The sequence below is a fragment of the Methylobacterium sp. E-045 genome, assembly GCF_022829685.1.
Classification (GTDB): domain Bacteria; phylum Pseudomonadota; class Alphaproteobacteria; order Rhizobiales; family Beijerinckiaceae; genus Methylobacterium.
The window spans coordinates 46,310-59,528 of record NZ_JAKSYE010000029.1 but is presented as its reverse complement, the minus strand read 5'-3'; the positions used below and the strand labels follow the sequence as shown (position 1 = coordinate 59,528).

Here is a 13,219-nt window from a genome sequence, read left to right as displayed (position 1 = left end):
TGGGCTGATTCTTGGAAGACCTCCTCCACCGATGGCTGCAGGCGACCGGATCGATCCGGGCCGACGTCCTGGCCCTCCTCGGCATCGTGCTGGCGCTTCTCGTCACGGTCCATGCCCTGCTGCGGAAGCGCGAGATCGGCACCGCCATCGGCTGGATCGGCCTCGCCTGGCTGTCGCCGATCTTCGGGACGGCCCTCTACGCGATCTTCGGCGTGAACCGGGTCTCGCGCCGGGCGCGCCAGTTGCGGGTGAGGCCGTCGCAGCAGGCGGGCTCCCCCGTCATCCCCGACGCCACCGTCCCCGAGGACCTGCGGCCCCTCGACCGCGCCGTCCGCCGGATCACGCGGCTCGTCCTCCTGGGCGGCAACGACCTCGCCATCCTGCGCAACGGCGACGAGGCCTATCCGTCGATGCTGGACGCGATCCGGGGAGCGACGCGCAGCGTCGCCCTGTCGAGCTACATCTTCCGCAACGACGGCGCCGGGTCGCGCTTCTTCCAGGCGCTGGTGGCCGCGCGTTCGCGGGGCGTCGAGGTCCGGGTGCTCATCGACGGGATCGGCAGCGGCTACTTCTTCCCCGCTATGGCGCGGCGCCTGCGCCGGGCCGGGGTGCCGGTGGGGCTGTTCATGCATTCCGCCCTGCCCTGGCGCATGCCGTTCCTGAACCTGCGCACCCACAAGAAGATCCTCATCGTCGACGGGCGTATCGCTTTCACCGGCGGCATCAACATCGCCGACGAGAATCTCGTCGCCGCCACCCCCCCGGATCCGGTGCGCGACACCCATTTCCGCATCGAGGGGCCTGTGGTGGAGCAGCTGTCACAGGCGTTTTCCGCCGACTGGGCCTTCGTCATGGGCGAGGAGCTCGACGGTCCGCGCTGGTTCCCCCCGCTCGGCGCCGCGGGCGAGATCGAGGCCCGTGTCGTCACCTCCGGGCCGGATGCGGATATCGAGAAGATCGAGTTCGCGGTGATGTCGGCGATCACTTGCGCGCAGCACAGCATCCGCCTCGTCACGCCCTACTTCCTGCCGAGCGAGATCCTGTCCACGACCCTGGCTCTTGCCGCGACGCGCGGCGTGCGCGTGGACGTCATCATCCCGCGGGCGAGCAACCACAGCTACGTGGATTGGGCGACGCGGGCGCATGTGGCGCCCCTGATCGAGGCCGGCGTGCGGATCTGGCTCGACGAGCCGCCCTTCGATCATTCGAAGCTCCTCGTCGTCGACGGGGAATGGAGCTTCGTCGGCAGCGCGAACTGGGACATGCGCAGCTTCCGCCTGAACTTCGAGCTCAACGTCGAGGTCTACGACCGCGCCTTCGCCGAACGCCTCGACGCCTTCATGCGGACGAAGATGGACGCCCACCTGACGGCCGAGGACCTCGCGCGGCGGCCCTTGCCCGTGCGGTTGCGCGACGCAGCCGTACGACTAATGCTGCCATACCTCTGACGGCCCGCTCGCCCGCCTGGGCCGGCGCGGGGCCGAGATGCACCACGATGGGCCGGTGGTCGGAGGCGCCGCGCGGCAGCACCGTGCGGCCGAGGCAGGCGAGTCCGCGCACGAGGCAGCGGTCGATGCGCAGGGGCACGAGATCGACCATGGCATGGGTCGGGATGCGCGGCCCGGCATCGCGGAATCCCGGCAGCAGGGCGGGGCCCACGAGGTTGTAGTCGCCGATCACCGCGGCGCGCGCCGGCAGGCTCTGCTCGATCCGCCGCAGCTGCCGCCGGTTGAGCACCTGCCCGTGGGACAGATGGACGTTGGCGACGCCGAACTCGCCGAGATCGAGGATCTGGCAGACCCGGTCGACGACGGCGCCCGACGGCAGGGCGACGACGATGGGCGGGGAGGCCCAGGGATGCGGGCTCCACATGGCGAGCCCATGGATGCGGCCGGGCAGCGGCGCCCAGGCATAGACGCCGCCGAGCCGCTCCTCGATCATCGCGATGTCCCTGGTCGCCTCCTGCATGAGCAGCAGGTCGGGCCGTTCGCGCTCCACCAGGGCGACGATGGCGTCGACCTTGGCTCCCGTGCGCCGGAGCAGGTTCCAGCTCACGATTTTGCGGAAGTGGCTGCGGTCCAGTGCATCGAGGGCGTGCAGGTCCGGGAAGCGGGCGGGATCCTGGGACGCGTAGCGGCGGTCGTTGAGCGGGCCGCGCCAGGGCCGCGAGAAGTGTTTCTTGTCCGCCACCCGCCCGCCCCCGCCGTCGCCTCGTCCAACCTGACGCTGCCTTCCTCTAACGCTTCTTGCCCAGTTCGGCTGCGATGTCCTTGATCATATGTCCGACCTTGCGGTGGGCGCTCGTCAGCTGGTCGCGGGTGACGCCCCAGCGCTTCATCCAATGTTCCATGGCCTGCCGCTCGGACAAGTCGAGCCTGTCCTTGTCGATGAAGCCGCGCTTGTCTTTCAGGCCTGCCATCCGTCCCGCCTACCTTGCTCCGCATCCCCGGCGATGCGCGTCCGCGCACGGCTCTTAACCCATGAGCCGGTTTGGGGACGAACGCGAAAAGAACCTCCCCGTCGTCGTCGGCGGGGAGGTTTTTCGGGTCCGGAAAGCCCGGCCACGCCGGGCTCTCCCTCACTTCTGCGCCGCCGCTTCGCGGGTGATGCTCGGGCGCGGCCGGTTGACGGCGACGGTGTCGCCGGTGCGGCTGATCTCGATGGCGTCGGCGGTGCCGCCGAGTTCCTGCGGGGTCGAGAGGATCACGCTCTGGCCATTGGCCAGGACCGCCTCGACCCGCATGGCGCGGCTGGTCTCGGTGCGGGCCAGGGTGACGACCACCCGGTAGCCCTTGGGCTCGGCGGTGTAGTAGGCGACGCCCGAGAGTTCGCCCAGGGAGACGCTGCCGCCATCGAGGGGCTTGATCGTCTCGGCGGAGGCCGGCACCACGAGAGCGGCGGCCATGGTAACGCTGGCGAGGGCGGCGGTGAGGATACGGATCGTCATGGTGTCGGGTCTCGCTGTCTGGGCGGGGGCGGTGCGCCCTCGCCGATGACGCGAAGATGCTGTGCGGTGCGGCATGGATCAAACAGATTGGATCGATAATGACTATTGACCATGTCGATCTGTCCCGCATCGACCTCAACCTGCTGGTGGCCCTCGACGCCCTGCTCGCCGAGCGCAGCGTCACCCGCGCGGCCGCCCGGATCGGCATCGGCCAGTCGGCCATGAGCAGCAGCCTCGCGCGCTTGCGCACCACCTTCGGCGATGAACTCCTCACCCGCGCGCCCGAGGGCATGCGCGCCACCCCCCGCGCCTTGGCGCTCGCCGCGCCGGTCCGAATCCTTCTGCGTCAGATCCAGTCCCTGGTGCGGCGCGACGAGGCGTTCGATCCGCGCAGCGTCACGCGGACCTTCACCATCGGCCTGCCCGATTCCACCGAGGTCCTGCTCGGGCCGCGTCTTCTGGCCTATCTGCGCCAACACGCGCCGGGGATCAGCCTGCTCCTGCGCTCCATCGACCGCATCCGCATCCTGCAGGAACTCGACGCGGACCGCGTCGATCTCGGCATCGGCACGTTCAGCCACGGCCAGACCCACCACAAGCAGCGGCTGCTCTACCGGGACCGCTACGTCTGCCTGTTCAACGCCGACCTCGTCGGCCTCGGACCCCCGATCTCCCTGGACGATTACCTGCGCTTTCCCCATGTGCTCACAAGCCTGAAGGAAACGGCGCACGGGGTGGTGGACGATGCCCTCGCCCTCCTCGGCCTGCGCCGCGACCTCGCGGTGACGACGCCGCGCTTCCTCGCCGTGCCCTTCCTGGTGCGCAGCGCTCCCGTCCTCACCACGATGCAGGAGCGCCTCGCCACCCTCTTTGCCGGCACCCTCGGCCTCACCGTCAGCCCCGCGCCGGTCGCCCTCGACGAGGTGGCGATTTCGATGCTGTGGCACGCCTCCTACGACGACGACCCGGCCCATCGCTGGCTGCGCCAGACCTTGCTCACCCTTGCCGACGACGCGGCGCAGGCGGTCTGAGACGCGTCGACCCGCGCGGCCCGGCACCACGTCCGATCCGGATCTCCCGCCCCCGTCGACCCGAAACTTGCCAATGCGCGCGGGCGCGTGCTTTGGGAGGGCCGGCATCGGCTGCTCCGCAGGAGCAGGGCTCCGGGAAAGAGGCCGCATGGGTTTGATAGCAGGAGGAGCCGCCGACGTCGTCGGAGGCTTCGGCGCGTGGCGCATGTGGTGGATGCTGGCCAAGAACGACGTGGTCCGTCGGTATCGCCGCTCGCGCGTCGGCCAGCTGTGGCTGACCCTCAGCATGGCCGTGATGATCTTCGGCATGGGCGGAATCTACGCGTCGCTCTTCGGCACTTCGATCGCCGATTACCTGCCGCATCTCGGCACCGGCCTCGTGCTCTGGGGATTGATGTCGCAGACCATCAACGAAAGCTGCTCGAGCTTCACGGACAACGACAGCATCATCCGGCAGGTGGCGCTGCCGCGGTTCACCTACCTGCTGCGGACGATCGCCCGGAATCTCTTCATCTTCGCCCACAACCTGATCATTCTGCCGGTCCTGTTCCTCGTCACCGGCACGGTGATCGACTGGCACATCCTGCTGTTCGTTCCCGGCCTGCTGCTGGTGCTCGCCAACCTGGCCTGGATCGGCTACCTCCTGGCCATCCTCTCGGCGCGGTTCCGCGACATCCCGCAGATCGTCGCGAGCATCGTCCAGGTCGCGTTCTTCGTCTCGCCGGTCGTCTTCAAGCCGTCGCAATTGCGCGTCGACCATCCCGTGCTCGTCCTGAACCCCTTCGCCAGCATGCTGGACGTGATGCGCGAGCCTCTGCTCGGCCATCCGCCGAGCGCGACGTCGTATGTCATCCTGCTCGGCCTGCTGGTCGCCGGGTGGCTCGTCGCCCTGGCCTTCTCGGGGAAATATTCGCACCGCGTCGTGTACTGGCTCTGAGGGCAGGATGGCTCATATCGTCCTCGACAAGGCGAGCGTCGCCCTCGCCGTCTACAATTCCCGCGGCCGGGCCCTGAAGAGCGAGATCCTGCGGCGCACGGTGGGGGGCGGCCTGCAGAACGACCGCGACAGCAGCATCCAGGTGATCAAGGCGCTGAACGCGGTCAGCTTCGAAGCGCGCGACGGCGACCGGATCGGCCTCATCGGCGGCAACGGCGCCGGCAAGACGACGCTCCTGCGGGTGCTCAGCCGGGTCTATCCGCCGACTTCGGGCATCGCCACCATCGAGGGGCGCATCTCGTCCCTGATCGACCTGTCCATGGGGATGGATACGGATGCCACGGGCTACGACAATATCGAGATGCGCAGCATCATGCTGGGGCTGAGCCACAAGGAGGCCCAGGCGATCGTCCCCGACGTGGAGGAGTTCAGCCAGCTCGGCGAGTTCCTGTCGCTCCCAATCCGGACCTATTCGAGCGGCATGATGCTGCGCCTCGCCTTCGCCGTCAGCACGGCCGTCCATCCCGACATCCTGATCCTCGACGAAGTGATCGGCGTCGGCGACGCCGCCTTCGCGGAACGCGCCGAGCAGCGGCTTCACGGCATGATCCAGAAGGCGAGCATCATGTTCCTCGCCTCCCACGACAACAGCTCCATCAAGCGCTTCTGCAACCGCACGCTCTGGATGAAGGGCGGCACGCTGATGATGGATGGAGCGCCGGACGAGGTGCTGGCGGCCTATGCGGCGGACGGGGCGGGCTGAGCGGCTCAGACCCTGTCAGAAACGTTCCTACTGTGTGGCCGGCTTCAACTTCCACTTGAATTTTCAAGACGACCGCTTGTGCAGCTTGCTTGATCGCTTAGAAAATAGGGGCGCAGTCCCCAAAGGTACCTCCCGGAAATGACGGCTCGAATTCTGCTGGAAGTACCCTCCTTCGACAAAGGCGGCCTTCAGAAAGTTGTTCTGGACATCGCGCTCGGCCTCCGCAGGCTCGATGGAAACGAACTCATGGTCGTGACCACCGGTCCCTTGGGGAGCATCGCCCGCGAGGCGCAGGCTGCAGGCATCACGGTTCGCCAACTGCCCGTGGATCGGGTGGATGAGGCATATCCGGCCCTAATCGAGGAGTTTAAGCCGTCGATTGCGCAAGCGCATTTTTCCGACGTCGGGTATCCATATCTTGCCGCCCGCAGTGTACCTATCATCTGCTTTATCCATAACATTTACGCATTTCTACTGGATTCCGCACGTGCAACGTTCCGGGCACACGATGTCTATGTATCAAAGTACATTGCGGTATCCCCAAAAGCCGCAGAATACGCTGAAGCCAAGCTCGGGGCAGCACCTGAGAAAGTTATCGTCGTGCCCAATGGCCTCGACTTCGCCCGCTATCCCCTCGACCGGGCAAGCAGACTAGACCGATCCTCGCTCGGGATCGGAAAGGACGACTACGTTTTTCTGAATCCTGCCTCCTACAACCTGCACAAGGGCCATTATCTGATCGCGGCCGCGATGAAGCGCGTTCTCGCCACGCGCCGTGACGTCCGAGTGTTGTGCGTGGGCAACGAGATCTTCGCGCCACATGTGGAGGCGCTGAAAAGCTACCTCGCGAGCGAGGGGCTCGATAAACATATCTTGATGCCCGGTTACTTCGAGGACATTGCCGACCCTATGGGAATCAGCGATGCCTTTCTCCTTCCGTCCTTCATCGAAGGCTGGAGTATCGCGATGAACGAGGCGATGCATTACGCAAAGCCGATGATTCTGACGGACACCGGTGGCGCCGGCGAGGTGATAGAGCACAACGACACCGGCATCCTGTTGTCCACCGAATATCCGGACTTTCTAAAGCTAGACTCCGCCGAACTCGACCGGCTCGCCTACACTCCACAAAACTATCGTCTCACCGAGCCGTTGGCGCAGGCCATGCTCGATTTTGCTGCCAACCGCGAGCAGTGGAGCGAGGCTGGCCTGCGTGGCCGCGCAAAGCTGCACCGGAGGCATGGCTTTGACACGGTGCTCGCGCGCTATCAGACCATCATGGACGAGGTGGTTGCAGCAGCTCCGGCTCCGCCCTCGAAAATGCCGAAACCCGTGACGCAGACATCGTCCATAGCGCTGCGTATCGACCGTAAGCTGCGCCGGATTTATCGCGACGCCCGCTATCGCTACAAGCCAGCCCTATCCTTTTGGCTGGCCAATCATTTTTTCATGAACTGGATGCCCTACGGGATCAGGCACGCTTTTCTGAGGCGCTTCTGCCACGTCCGGATCGGCGCGGCTTCGACGATCTGCTCGGGCTGTTTCGTCACCGGTTACAAGATCCGTGTCGGTTCGAATACCGTCATCAACCGGTTCTGTTATCTGGACGGTCGCGTCACGTTAAAGATCGGTAACAATGTAAATGTATCGCATTATACGCTGATTCAAACCTTGACGCACGACCCTCAGCATCCGGATTTCGTATGTGTCGAGGGGCCGGTGACGATTGAAGATCATGCCTGGATCGGTGCCCGAGCGATCATCTTGCCAGGTGTCACGATTGGAGAGGGAGCCGTCGTCGCTGCTGGCGCCGTCGTGACTCGGGACGTCGCTCCCTACACGATCGTCGGAGGGAATCCTGCCCGGCTGATCAAGGAGCGCAGCCGTGATCTGCGTTACAAGACACATTACTTTCCTCTGTTCGATACGGACATTCAATAATGGCGCGAATTTCTGTCATCATACCCTTATATAATCACGAAAAATATATTGAGACGGCACTGGACAGTGTAGCAAGACAGACATCGCCTGCCGACGAGATCATTCTTATCGATGACGGCTCATCCGATGGAGGTCTTGAGATTGCTCGAAAGGCAATGCGAAATTTCCCTGCCGGGAGAACGATCGCGCAGGCGAATATCGGTGCGCATGCCACGATCAACAAGATGTTTGATATCGCAAACGGCGACTACATTGCTGTATTGAACTCCGACGATGTCTTCAATCCGGGCAAGTTGGCCCGCTGTCGCGCTTTGATAATACAGGATCCCGCTATCGATGTGATTGTGGGAGAAGCGGACATCATCGATGAGAAGAACCAGGTCCAAGATCACGGAGTTGCCGCGGACTGGATGAGGCGCGCACTTGCCGCCCGGGATGCCCATGGATTGCCGCAATTGTCGCTACTCCATGAGAACTGGGTGGCGACAACATCCAATATGGTGATCGCAAAGTCATTCTGGCGCCGGGCAGGATCCTTCCGCGACCTTCGCTATTGCCACGACTTGGACTTCCTGATGACAGCCTTCACCCGGGGGCGCGTCGCCGTCGACCACGGTTTCAAGCATATTCAGTATCGTGTGCACCCGCGGAACACGATCGCCGAAGACTTGGTCAATATCCGCTTGGAGATCGCTGCTGTCTGGGCGAACGCCTTGCATGAAGGCGGCAACCGGCTGATCGGCGGAGATCTAGCAGACGGCGTCGGTGCCTTCATCGCTGCGCTCGAAAGCAAGGGCATGAGCAACCTCATTTGCCTCTTGCAGACACTTCGCGGCAGCGCTCCTTCCGCCGCCGTATTCTATGACATCGTTCTACGGGGTACGCTTCGACAGACCCTCCTTGGCCACCTGAGATAATCGGCATGATCATTATCAAGCCAGGGTCGCCGCAAGCCGACGATCTCAAATTTCCGCGACCGGAGGAGCAGCTCGATTTCAATGGAGAGCGGTATACATCAAGCATCTCTGGACCGATTCGGCATCAGCACCATCATCGTTATTTATTCGCTACGCGTTTTTGCCTCGGCCGCGATGTTCTCGACGTCGCTTGTGGTGAGGGTTACGGCTCCGCGCTACTCGGCACGGTCGCGCGAAGCGTCATCGGTGTGGACTTAGATGAGGCGACGGTCGAATTCGCAAGACGGAATTATGTGAAAAACAATCTATCATTTCGGAAAGGTGACGCGGCGAACATTCAAGACCGCGAATCTTTCGACGTTGTTGTCAGCTTCGAAACGATCGAGCATCTCGTCGATCACGAATCGTTTATGATTGGTGTGAAGAAGGCGCTGCGAACTGACGGCTTGTTGATTATTTCGTCGCCCGACAAGGACGTCTACACTTTGGAAGATGGGCACCAGAATGAGTTTCATTTAAAGGAACTGACTCGATCGCAATTCGACGTTCTCATTCGAGGTCATTTCAAAAACGTCGCAGTCTTGGAGCAGGATTCCATCGCGGGTTCCATCATTGGCCTTGACGGCGGCGCGCCTGCCGACCTCGAGTTGCATTCATCCGTCGACGGGCAAACCTACCGTCGCACACTGGGCGCTCCGCGCGCGCATTATCTCATCGCCGTGGCATCCGACGGGCCTCTGCCACAGCTTTTCACCAGCGCGCTGAATGACATGGCCTGGGTTGGCGAGCAGCAAGGCCATCAGACTCACGCCGTCGCACTGGCTCGCGAAATCGGTGTGCGGGATACCGAAATCACGCGGCTTCAAAGCGAGGTTGCCGCAGCTAAGATAGTAATCCAGCATCTCGAAGACGTGGTCTCGGAACGGACCGCAGAAGTCGACGTCATGCGTACGGAGCTCGAGCGGCTTCAGGACCGAAACACACGGGGGGATGTGCGGATCCGGCATCTGGAAAGCGAGAAAGAAGCCAAGGATGCGGAGATCGGTCGGTTACGCGAGCAGGCGGACGCGAGGACAACCCAGATCGTCGATCTGCGCCGCGAAATGGACCAGACCCACGCTATCGTAGCCGAGCAGAAGCGTCATATCGGAGAGGTTTTGACATCGACATCATGGCGGCTGTCTGCACCCGTCCGCCATATCGGTCGTCTTACCGCCAATGCGAGACGCCGCGTCGGCATGTTCATCGTGCCGCTTTCCAGGCAAGTAGGTAAGATTCGGCAGAATCGCGTGCCGCGTATTCTTTTCATCGACTGGACTGTTCCCACGCCGGACCAGGATTCCGGTTCGCTCGATCTGTGGCATCAACTGAAAATGTTTCAGGCGATCGGATACGATGTCTCGTTCATGTCGATCGTAGCCCGTGTCGGCGATTCTTTGTATCTCGATGCAATGCAGAATATCAATGTCGATTACGTTGCAGTTCCAGCGGGCTCGTCTCCCGAGCAAGTATTGCAACAGCGTGGAGGCGAGTTCGATCTCTTCATCTTGAACCGGGTCCATGTTGCGGAGCGCCTGCTTGCCCATGTGCGGCGTTGCGCGCCCCATGTACGCATCGTTTTCAATACGGTGGATCTGCATTTCCTTCGCGAGGAGCGGGAAGCCGCCCTTGAAGGATGTCAAGAAAAGGCCCGAGCTGCTGCGCAACGTCGTGTTTCGGAGCTGCGCTGCATGTCGGAAGCCGACGCTACGATCGTTTTGAGCGAAGAAGAGGGACGTATGCTGGCAGCTTTGGTGCCAGAAGCGACGATTCACATCATTCCGTTTGCTCGTAATATTACATCTGAATGCCCGGGTTTCTCGGAGCGATCCGGCGTTCTTTTCGTGGGAGGTTTTCTGCATAATCCAAACATTGACGGGGCTATCTGGCTGACGACGGAGATCTGGCCGAGGGTTCGTCGTACCCTGCCCCATGCGAGACTGGATATTGTCGGCAGCAACGCACCTCACGAGATTCGGCAGCTTGCCGATGCCGATTCCGGGATTTTCGTGCGGGGCTTCGTGCAGGAACTGGAACCGATCCTCGCGCACGCGCGATTGACGGTCGCTCCGCTCCGTTTTGGGGCCGGCATCAAGGGTAAGGTGGCGATGAGCTTGGCTGCGGGTCTTCCGTGCGTCGCGACCCCGATCGCATCGGAAGGTATGGGGTTGGTCGAAGACCGCAGTATTTTGGTCGGACGAGACGTGGATGAAATCGCAGCGGCGATCATCCGCCTACACGAAGACCCCCTTTTATGGTCGCGCCTTTCCGAGGAAGGCAAAGTAGTGATGCGAAGCCACTACTCTTTTGAAAGCGTCGGAAAGCGTTTCATCACGCTCATGAGATCCTTGGACATGCCCGTTGAGCCGGGAGCAGAGCAAAGAGTAGCCGCTATTATCCCTCGCTTTTGATCTGGATACGATTCTGACCGGATCGGGTAAGATGCCATGTCCACGTTGTGGATCAGGCCCCGCGACGCGCTGGTGATGAAAGGGCCAAGCGATCGTCATCGATAACTCCGCAGGTCGCGTCGCGATCGAGATTACCATGTATGGACTCCATCGCCGAAGCCGTCTCGTCCCTGGCATGAAAAAGCATATGGACCATGTTCGGCGATACAGCGTCCCGCTTTGCAAAGGTTCACCATATGGTCATGCCGGCGCGCCTGACGGCCATCGGCCGTTTCGGATTTCGGTCTTCCGCCTACGGCCGCCACGTCTATCAGAAGATTTTAGCGCTGACGCTCGGCGCGGCCTTCGTATCGCCGCCCGGCCAGCGCCTGCGGCACGCGATGGCGCGGTTCGGCAAGCCTGCGCGTCGTCCGGACCTCCGGACAGCCGTCGTCGCACACGTGTACTATCTCGATCTCTTGCCCGAGATCCTGGCTTGCTGGGCGACGCTGCCCGATGACGCTGCGCTGCACCTCACGGTTCCGAACGATCGCGCCGAGCAGACCCGGCACCTGCTGCAGGACATTCCGGGGGCGATCCTGCACCCATGCGAGAATCGGGGCCGTGACATCGCCCCTTTCATCGCGTTGCTGAATGCAGGGACGTTCGACCCTTACGACGCGGTCTTGAAGCTGCACACCAAACGCAGTCCGCATCTGCGTGACGGCGAGATCAGACGCAAACTTCTCTTCACCATGCTTGCCGGCGGTCGCAACGCGACCCTGCGGTTGCTGGCTGCCTTCGAGACGCCCGATACCGGTCTCATCGGCTGGAAGGCCTGCTACCGTGCCGCACCGTCCTACTGGATGGCCAACGAAGCACGTGTCAGGGCCATCGTGCGGCAGATGGACATGCCGGACGACGCCGTCCGCCTGGGATTCTTCGAGGGATCCATGTTCTGGTTTCGACCGGCGGCACTCGCGCGCCTGCGGCATCTCGATCTGCGCCCGGAGGCTTTCGAGCCCGAGGCGCGCCAGCTCGACGCCACCCTCCACCATGCCATCGAGCGGTGCTTCACCCTCTCCGCCTGGGCCGATGGTTTCTGCGTTCGCGGTCTCGACGGGCGAATTTTGAAGTGATGCAGAGGCCGGAGTGCGGTCTGATACGTCCGGCGCTGAGCAACCTGGGATGCGGCGGCGAGAGGCCCGCCGGACTATTTGGGCCGTTTGAATACCGTCTCGCGCTTGTCTTCCCGGCGCCCCGGCCCGCTGAGCGCGGTCTCCGGCGGGCCGAGCTGGGCACGGGCGCCGTCGATCAGGCCGCGCCACAGCGCTGTCCGGGCCTCGCGCGAGAAGCGGTTCTGCCCGAGATAGACGACGATGCGCAGGGGGAGCAGGAGGAGCGTCCTGGCTTTGTGGGCGGGAGGGACGTGGGTCATGCGCAGCATGGCCAGTTGGTTGCGCAGGAAGGTGTAGAGCCGTCGCGGCGGCTGGTCCGTCGGCGAGAGGCCGAAAGGGAGCCGGATTCGGCCGCGGCCGAGTTCGTGCGCCATCGGGACGTCCTCCGCGATCCAGATGGAGTAGCCGCGGTGGTTGGCCCGCATGCACCATTCCACATCGATGGCATCGATGAAGAAATCCGCGCGGAAGGGGCCGACGGCGCGGGCCGCCCCGCAATTCACGAGGGACCCCGAGGAGATCACGAACTGGACGCGAGACGCCTGCGCCTCGTCTCCGCCGCCTCCCTGTCGGGGCGGGGATCGCAGCGGCTTGCCGGCCCAGTCCGTCGGGCGGGGGCCGACGATGGCGGGCTGTTCTCCGGCCTCCGCCAGCCGTGCATGCCGTGCCGCGAGCCGCGGGATCGCGCCCGGCGGCGGCAGGCTGTCCTGATCGAGAAGCAGGAGGAAGCGGGCGTCCCGTTCGGTGGCATGGTCCAGGAGAGCGTTGTAGGCGGCGCCGAGGCCGAGATTGCCATCGGGCCGCATCACGGAGAGGTCCGTGCCCTCAGCCGCCGTGCGCAGTCGGTCCTCTTCCTGCGAGGAGACGGCGGAATTGGCGTAGATCACGATCTCCCGCACGTCGGGCGCCACGGCGCCGACGAGGCGAAGCAGGTTCGCCGCGTCAGGATGATAGATGACGATCCCGGCGATCGTCTGCGGTTGCGCGGACAAGGCGGCTTCCTGTTGCGGCATCTCTCGGCGGGACTGCCATTCCGATGAGCCCCGCGCAAGCCGCAGAGGTCATGGGGCGAGAAC

General features: G+C 63.4%; 11 protein-coding genes and 2 pseudogenes. 9 read left to right on the top strand and 4 right to left on the bottom strand.

Annotation, left to right across the window (positions count from 1 at the left end):
• Positions 1-11: 11 nt before the first annotated feature.
• Complete coding sequence (gene cls / locus MKK51_RS03730; protein ID WP_243975054.1) at positions 12-1,448, top strand: cardiolipin synthase; 1,437 nt, start codon at positions 12-14, stop codon at positions 1,446-1,448.
• On the opposite strand, the gene MKK51_RS03725 is transcribed toward cls, so the two are convergent.
• From MKK51_RS03725 to MKK51_RS03715, 3 genes are all read right to left on the bottom strand, one after another.
• Positions 1,339-2,100, bottom strand: coding sequence for an endonuclease/exonuclease/phosphatase family protein (locus tag MKK51_RS03725; protein WP_243975071.1), 762 nt, complete (start codon positions 2,098-2,100; stop codon positions 1,339-1,341). The genes cls and MKK51_RS03725 overlap by 110 nt on opposite strands.
• Before the next feature lie 136 nt (positions 2,101-2,236).
• Positions 2,237-2,419, bottom strand: coding sequence for a DUF3606 domain-containing protein (locus tag MKK51_RS03720; protein ID WP_243975053.1), 183 nt, complete (start codon positions 2,417-2,419; stop codon positions 2,237-2,239).
• A 159-nt stretch (positions 2,420-2,578) separates the two neighbouring features.
• A complete protein-coding gene (locus MKK51_RS03715; RefSeq protein WP_243975052.1) occupies positions 2,579-2,947 on the bottom strand; it encodes a hypothetical protein in 369 nt (122 codons plus the stop codon).
• A gap of 98 nt (positions 2,948-3,045) precedes the next feature.
• Here MKK51_RS03715 and MKK51_RS03710 point away from each other — a divergent pair, with 98 nt between their 5' ends.
• The 8 genes and pseudogenes from MKK51_RS03710 to MKK51_RS03675 all read left to right on the top strand — a co-directional run bounded on the left by MKK51_RS03710 (position 3,046) and on the right by MKK51_RS03675 (position 12,104).
• Positions 3,046-3,978: a LysR family transcriptional regulator gene (locus tag MKK51_RS03710; RefSeq protein WP_243975051.1), complete on the top strand. Its 933-nt coding sequence runs from the start codon at positions 3,046-3,048 to the stop codon at positions 3,976-3,978.
• Positions 3,979-4,126: 148 nt separating this feature from the next.
• Positions 4,127-4,915, top strand: coding sequence for an ABC transporter permease (locus MKK51_RS03705; protein WP_243975049.1), 789 nt, complete (start codon positions 4,127-4,129; stop codon positions 4,913-4,915).
• A gap of 7 nt (positions 4,916-4,922) precedes the next feature.
• Positions 4,923-5,678 (top strand): ABC transporter ATP-binding protein, encoded by a 756-nt coding sequence (locus tag MKK51_RS03700; protein ID WP_243975047.1) that lies wholly within the window; start codon positions 4,923-4,925, stop codon positions 5,676-5,678.
• Positions 5,679-5,816: 138 nt separating this feature from the next.
• A pseudogene (locus tag MKK51_RS27500) lies at positions 5,817-6,737 on the top strand (glycosyltransferase family 4 protein); the annotation flags it as partial.
• Positions 6,738-7,403: 666 nt separating this feature from the next.
• Positions 7,404-7,619: pseudogene (locus MKK51_RS27495) on the top strand (acyltransferase); the annotation flags it as partial.
• Entirely contained in the window at positions 7,619-8,536 is a 918-nt protein-coding gene (locus MKK51_RS03685) for a glycosyltransferase family 2 protein (protein ID WP_243975046.1), read from the top strand. The pseudogene MKK51_RS27495 and the gene MKK51_RS03685, both read left to right, overlap by 1 nt.
• 5 nt (positions 8,537-8,541) lie before the next feature.
• The gene (locus MKK51_RS03680) at positions 8,542-10,986 is read left to right on the top strand and encodes a glycosyltransferase (RefSeq protein WP_243975045.1); all 2,445 of its coding nucleotides are present in this window, start codon (positions 8,542-8,544) and stop codon (positions 10,984-10,986) included.
• A 242-nt stretch (positions 10,987-11,228) separates the two neighbouring features.
• Positions 11,229-12,104 carry a rhamnan synthesis F family protein gene (locus MKK51_RS03675; RefSeq protein WP_243975044.1) on the top strand — a complete coding sequence of 292 codons (876 nt, stop codon included), beginning with the start codon at positions 11,229-11,231 and terminating at the stop codon, positions 12,102-12,104.
• 74 nt (positions 12,105-12,178) lie between these two features.
• On the opposite strand, the gene MKK51_RS03670 is transcribed toward MKK51_RS03675, so the two are convergent.
• Entirely contained in the window at positions 12,179-13,135 is a 957-nt protein-coding gene (locus MKK51_RS03670; protein WP_243975043.1) for a glycosyltransferase family 2 protein, read from the bottom strand.
• Positions 13,136-13,219 lie beyond the last annotated feature (84 nt).

Coding starts and splice junctions, on each gene's coding strand:
- MKK51_RS03715 (WP_243975052.1), bottom strand. CDS start 2,947: ATGACGATCCGTATCCTCACCGCCGCCCTCGCCAGCGTTACCATGGCC.
- MKK51_RS03720 (WP_243975053.1), bottom strand. CDS start 2,419: ATGGCAGGCCTGAAAGACAAGCGCGGCTTCATCGACAAGGACAGGCTC.
- MKK51_RS03705 (WP_243975049.1), top strand. CDS start 4,127: ATGGGTTTGATAGCAGGAGGAGCCGCCGACGTCGTCGGAGGCTTCGGC.
- MKK51_RS03685 (WP_243975046.1), top strand. CDS start 7,619: ATGGCGCGAATTTCTGTCATCATACCCTTATATAATCACGAAAAATAT.
- MKK51_RS03680 (WP_243975045.1), top strand. CDS start 8,542: ATGATCATTATCAAGCCAGGGTCGCCGCAAGCCGACGATCTCAAATTT.
- MKK51_RS03700 (WP_243975047.1), top strand. CDS start 4,923: ATGGCTCATATCGTCCTCGACAAGGCGAGCGTCGCCCTCGCCGTCTAC.
- MKK51_RS03675 (WP_243975044.1), top strand. CDS start 11,229: ATGCCGGCGCGCCTGACGGCCATCGGCCGTTTCGGATTTCGGTCTTCC.
- MKK51_RS03710 (WP_243975051.1), top strand. CDS start 3,046: ATGACTATTGACCATGTCGATCTGTCCCGCATCGACCTCAACCTGCTG.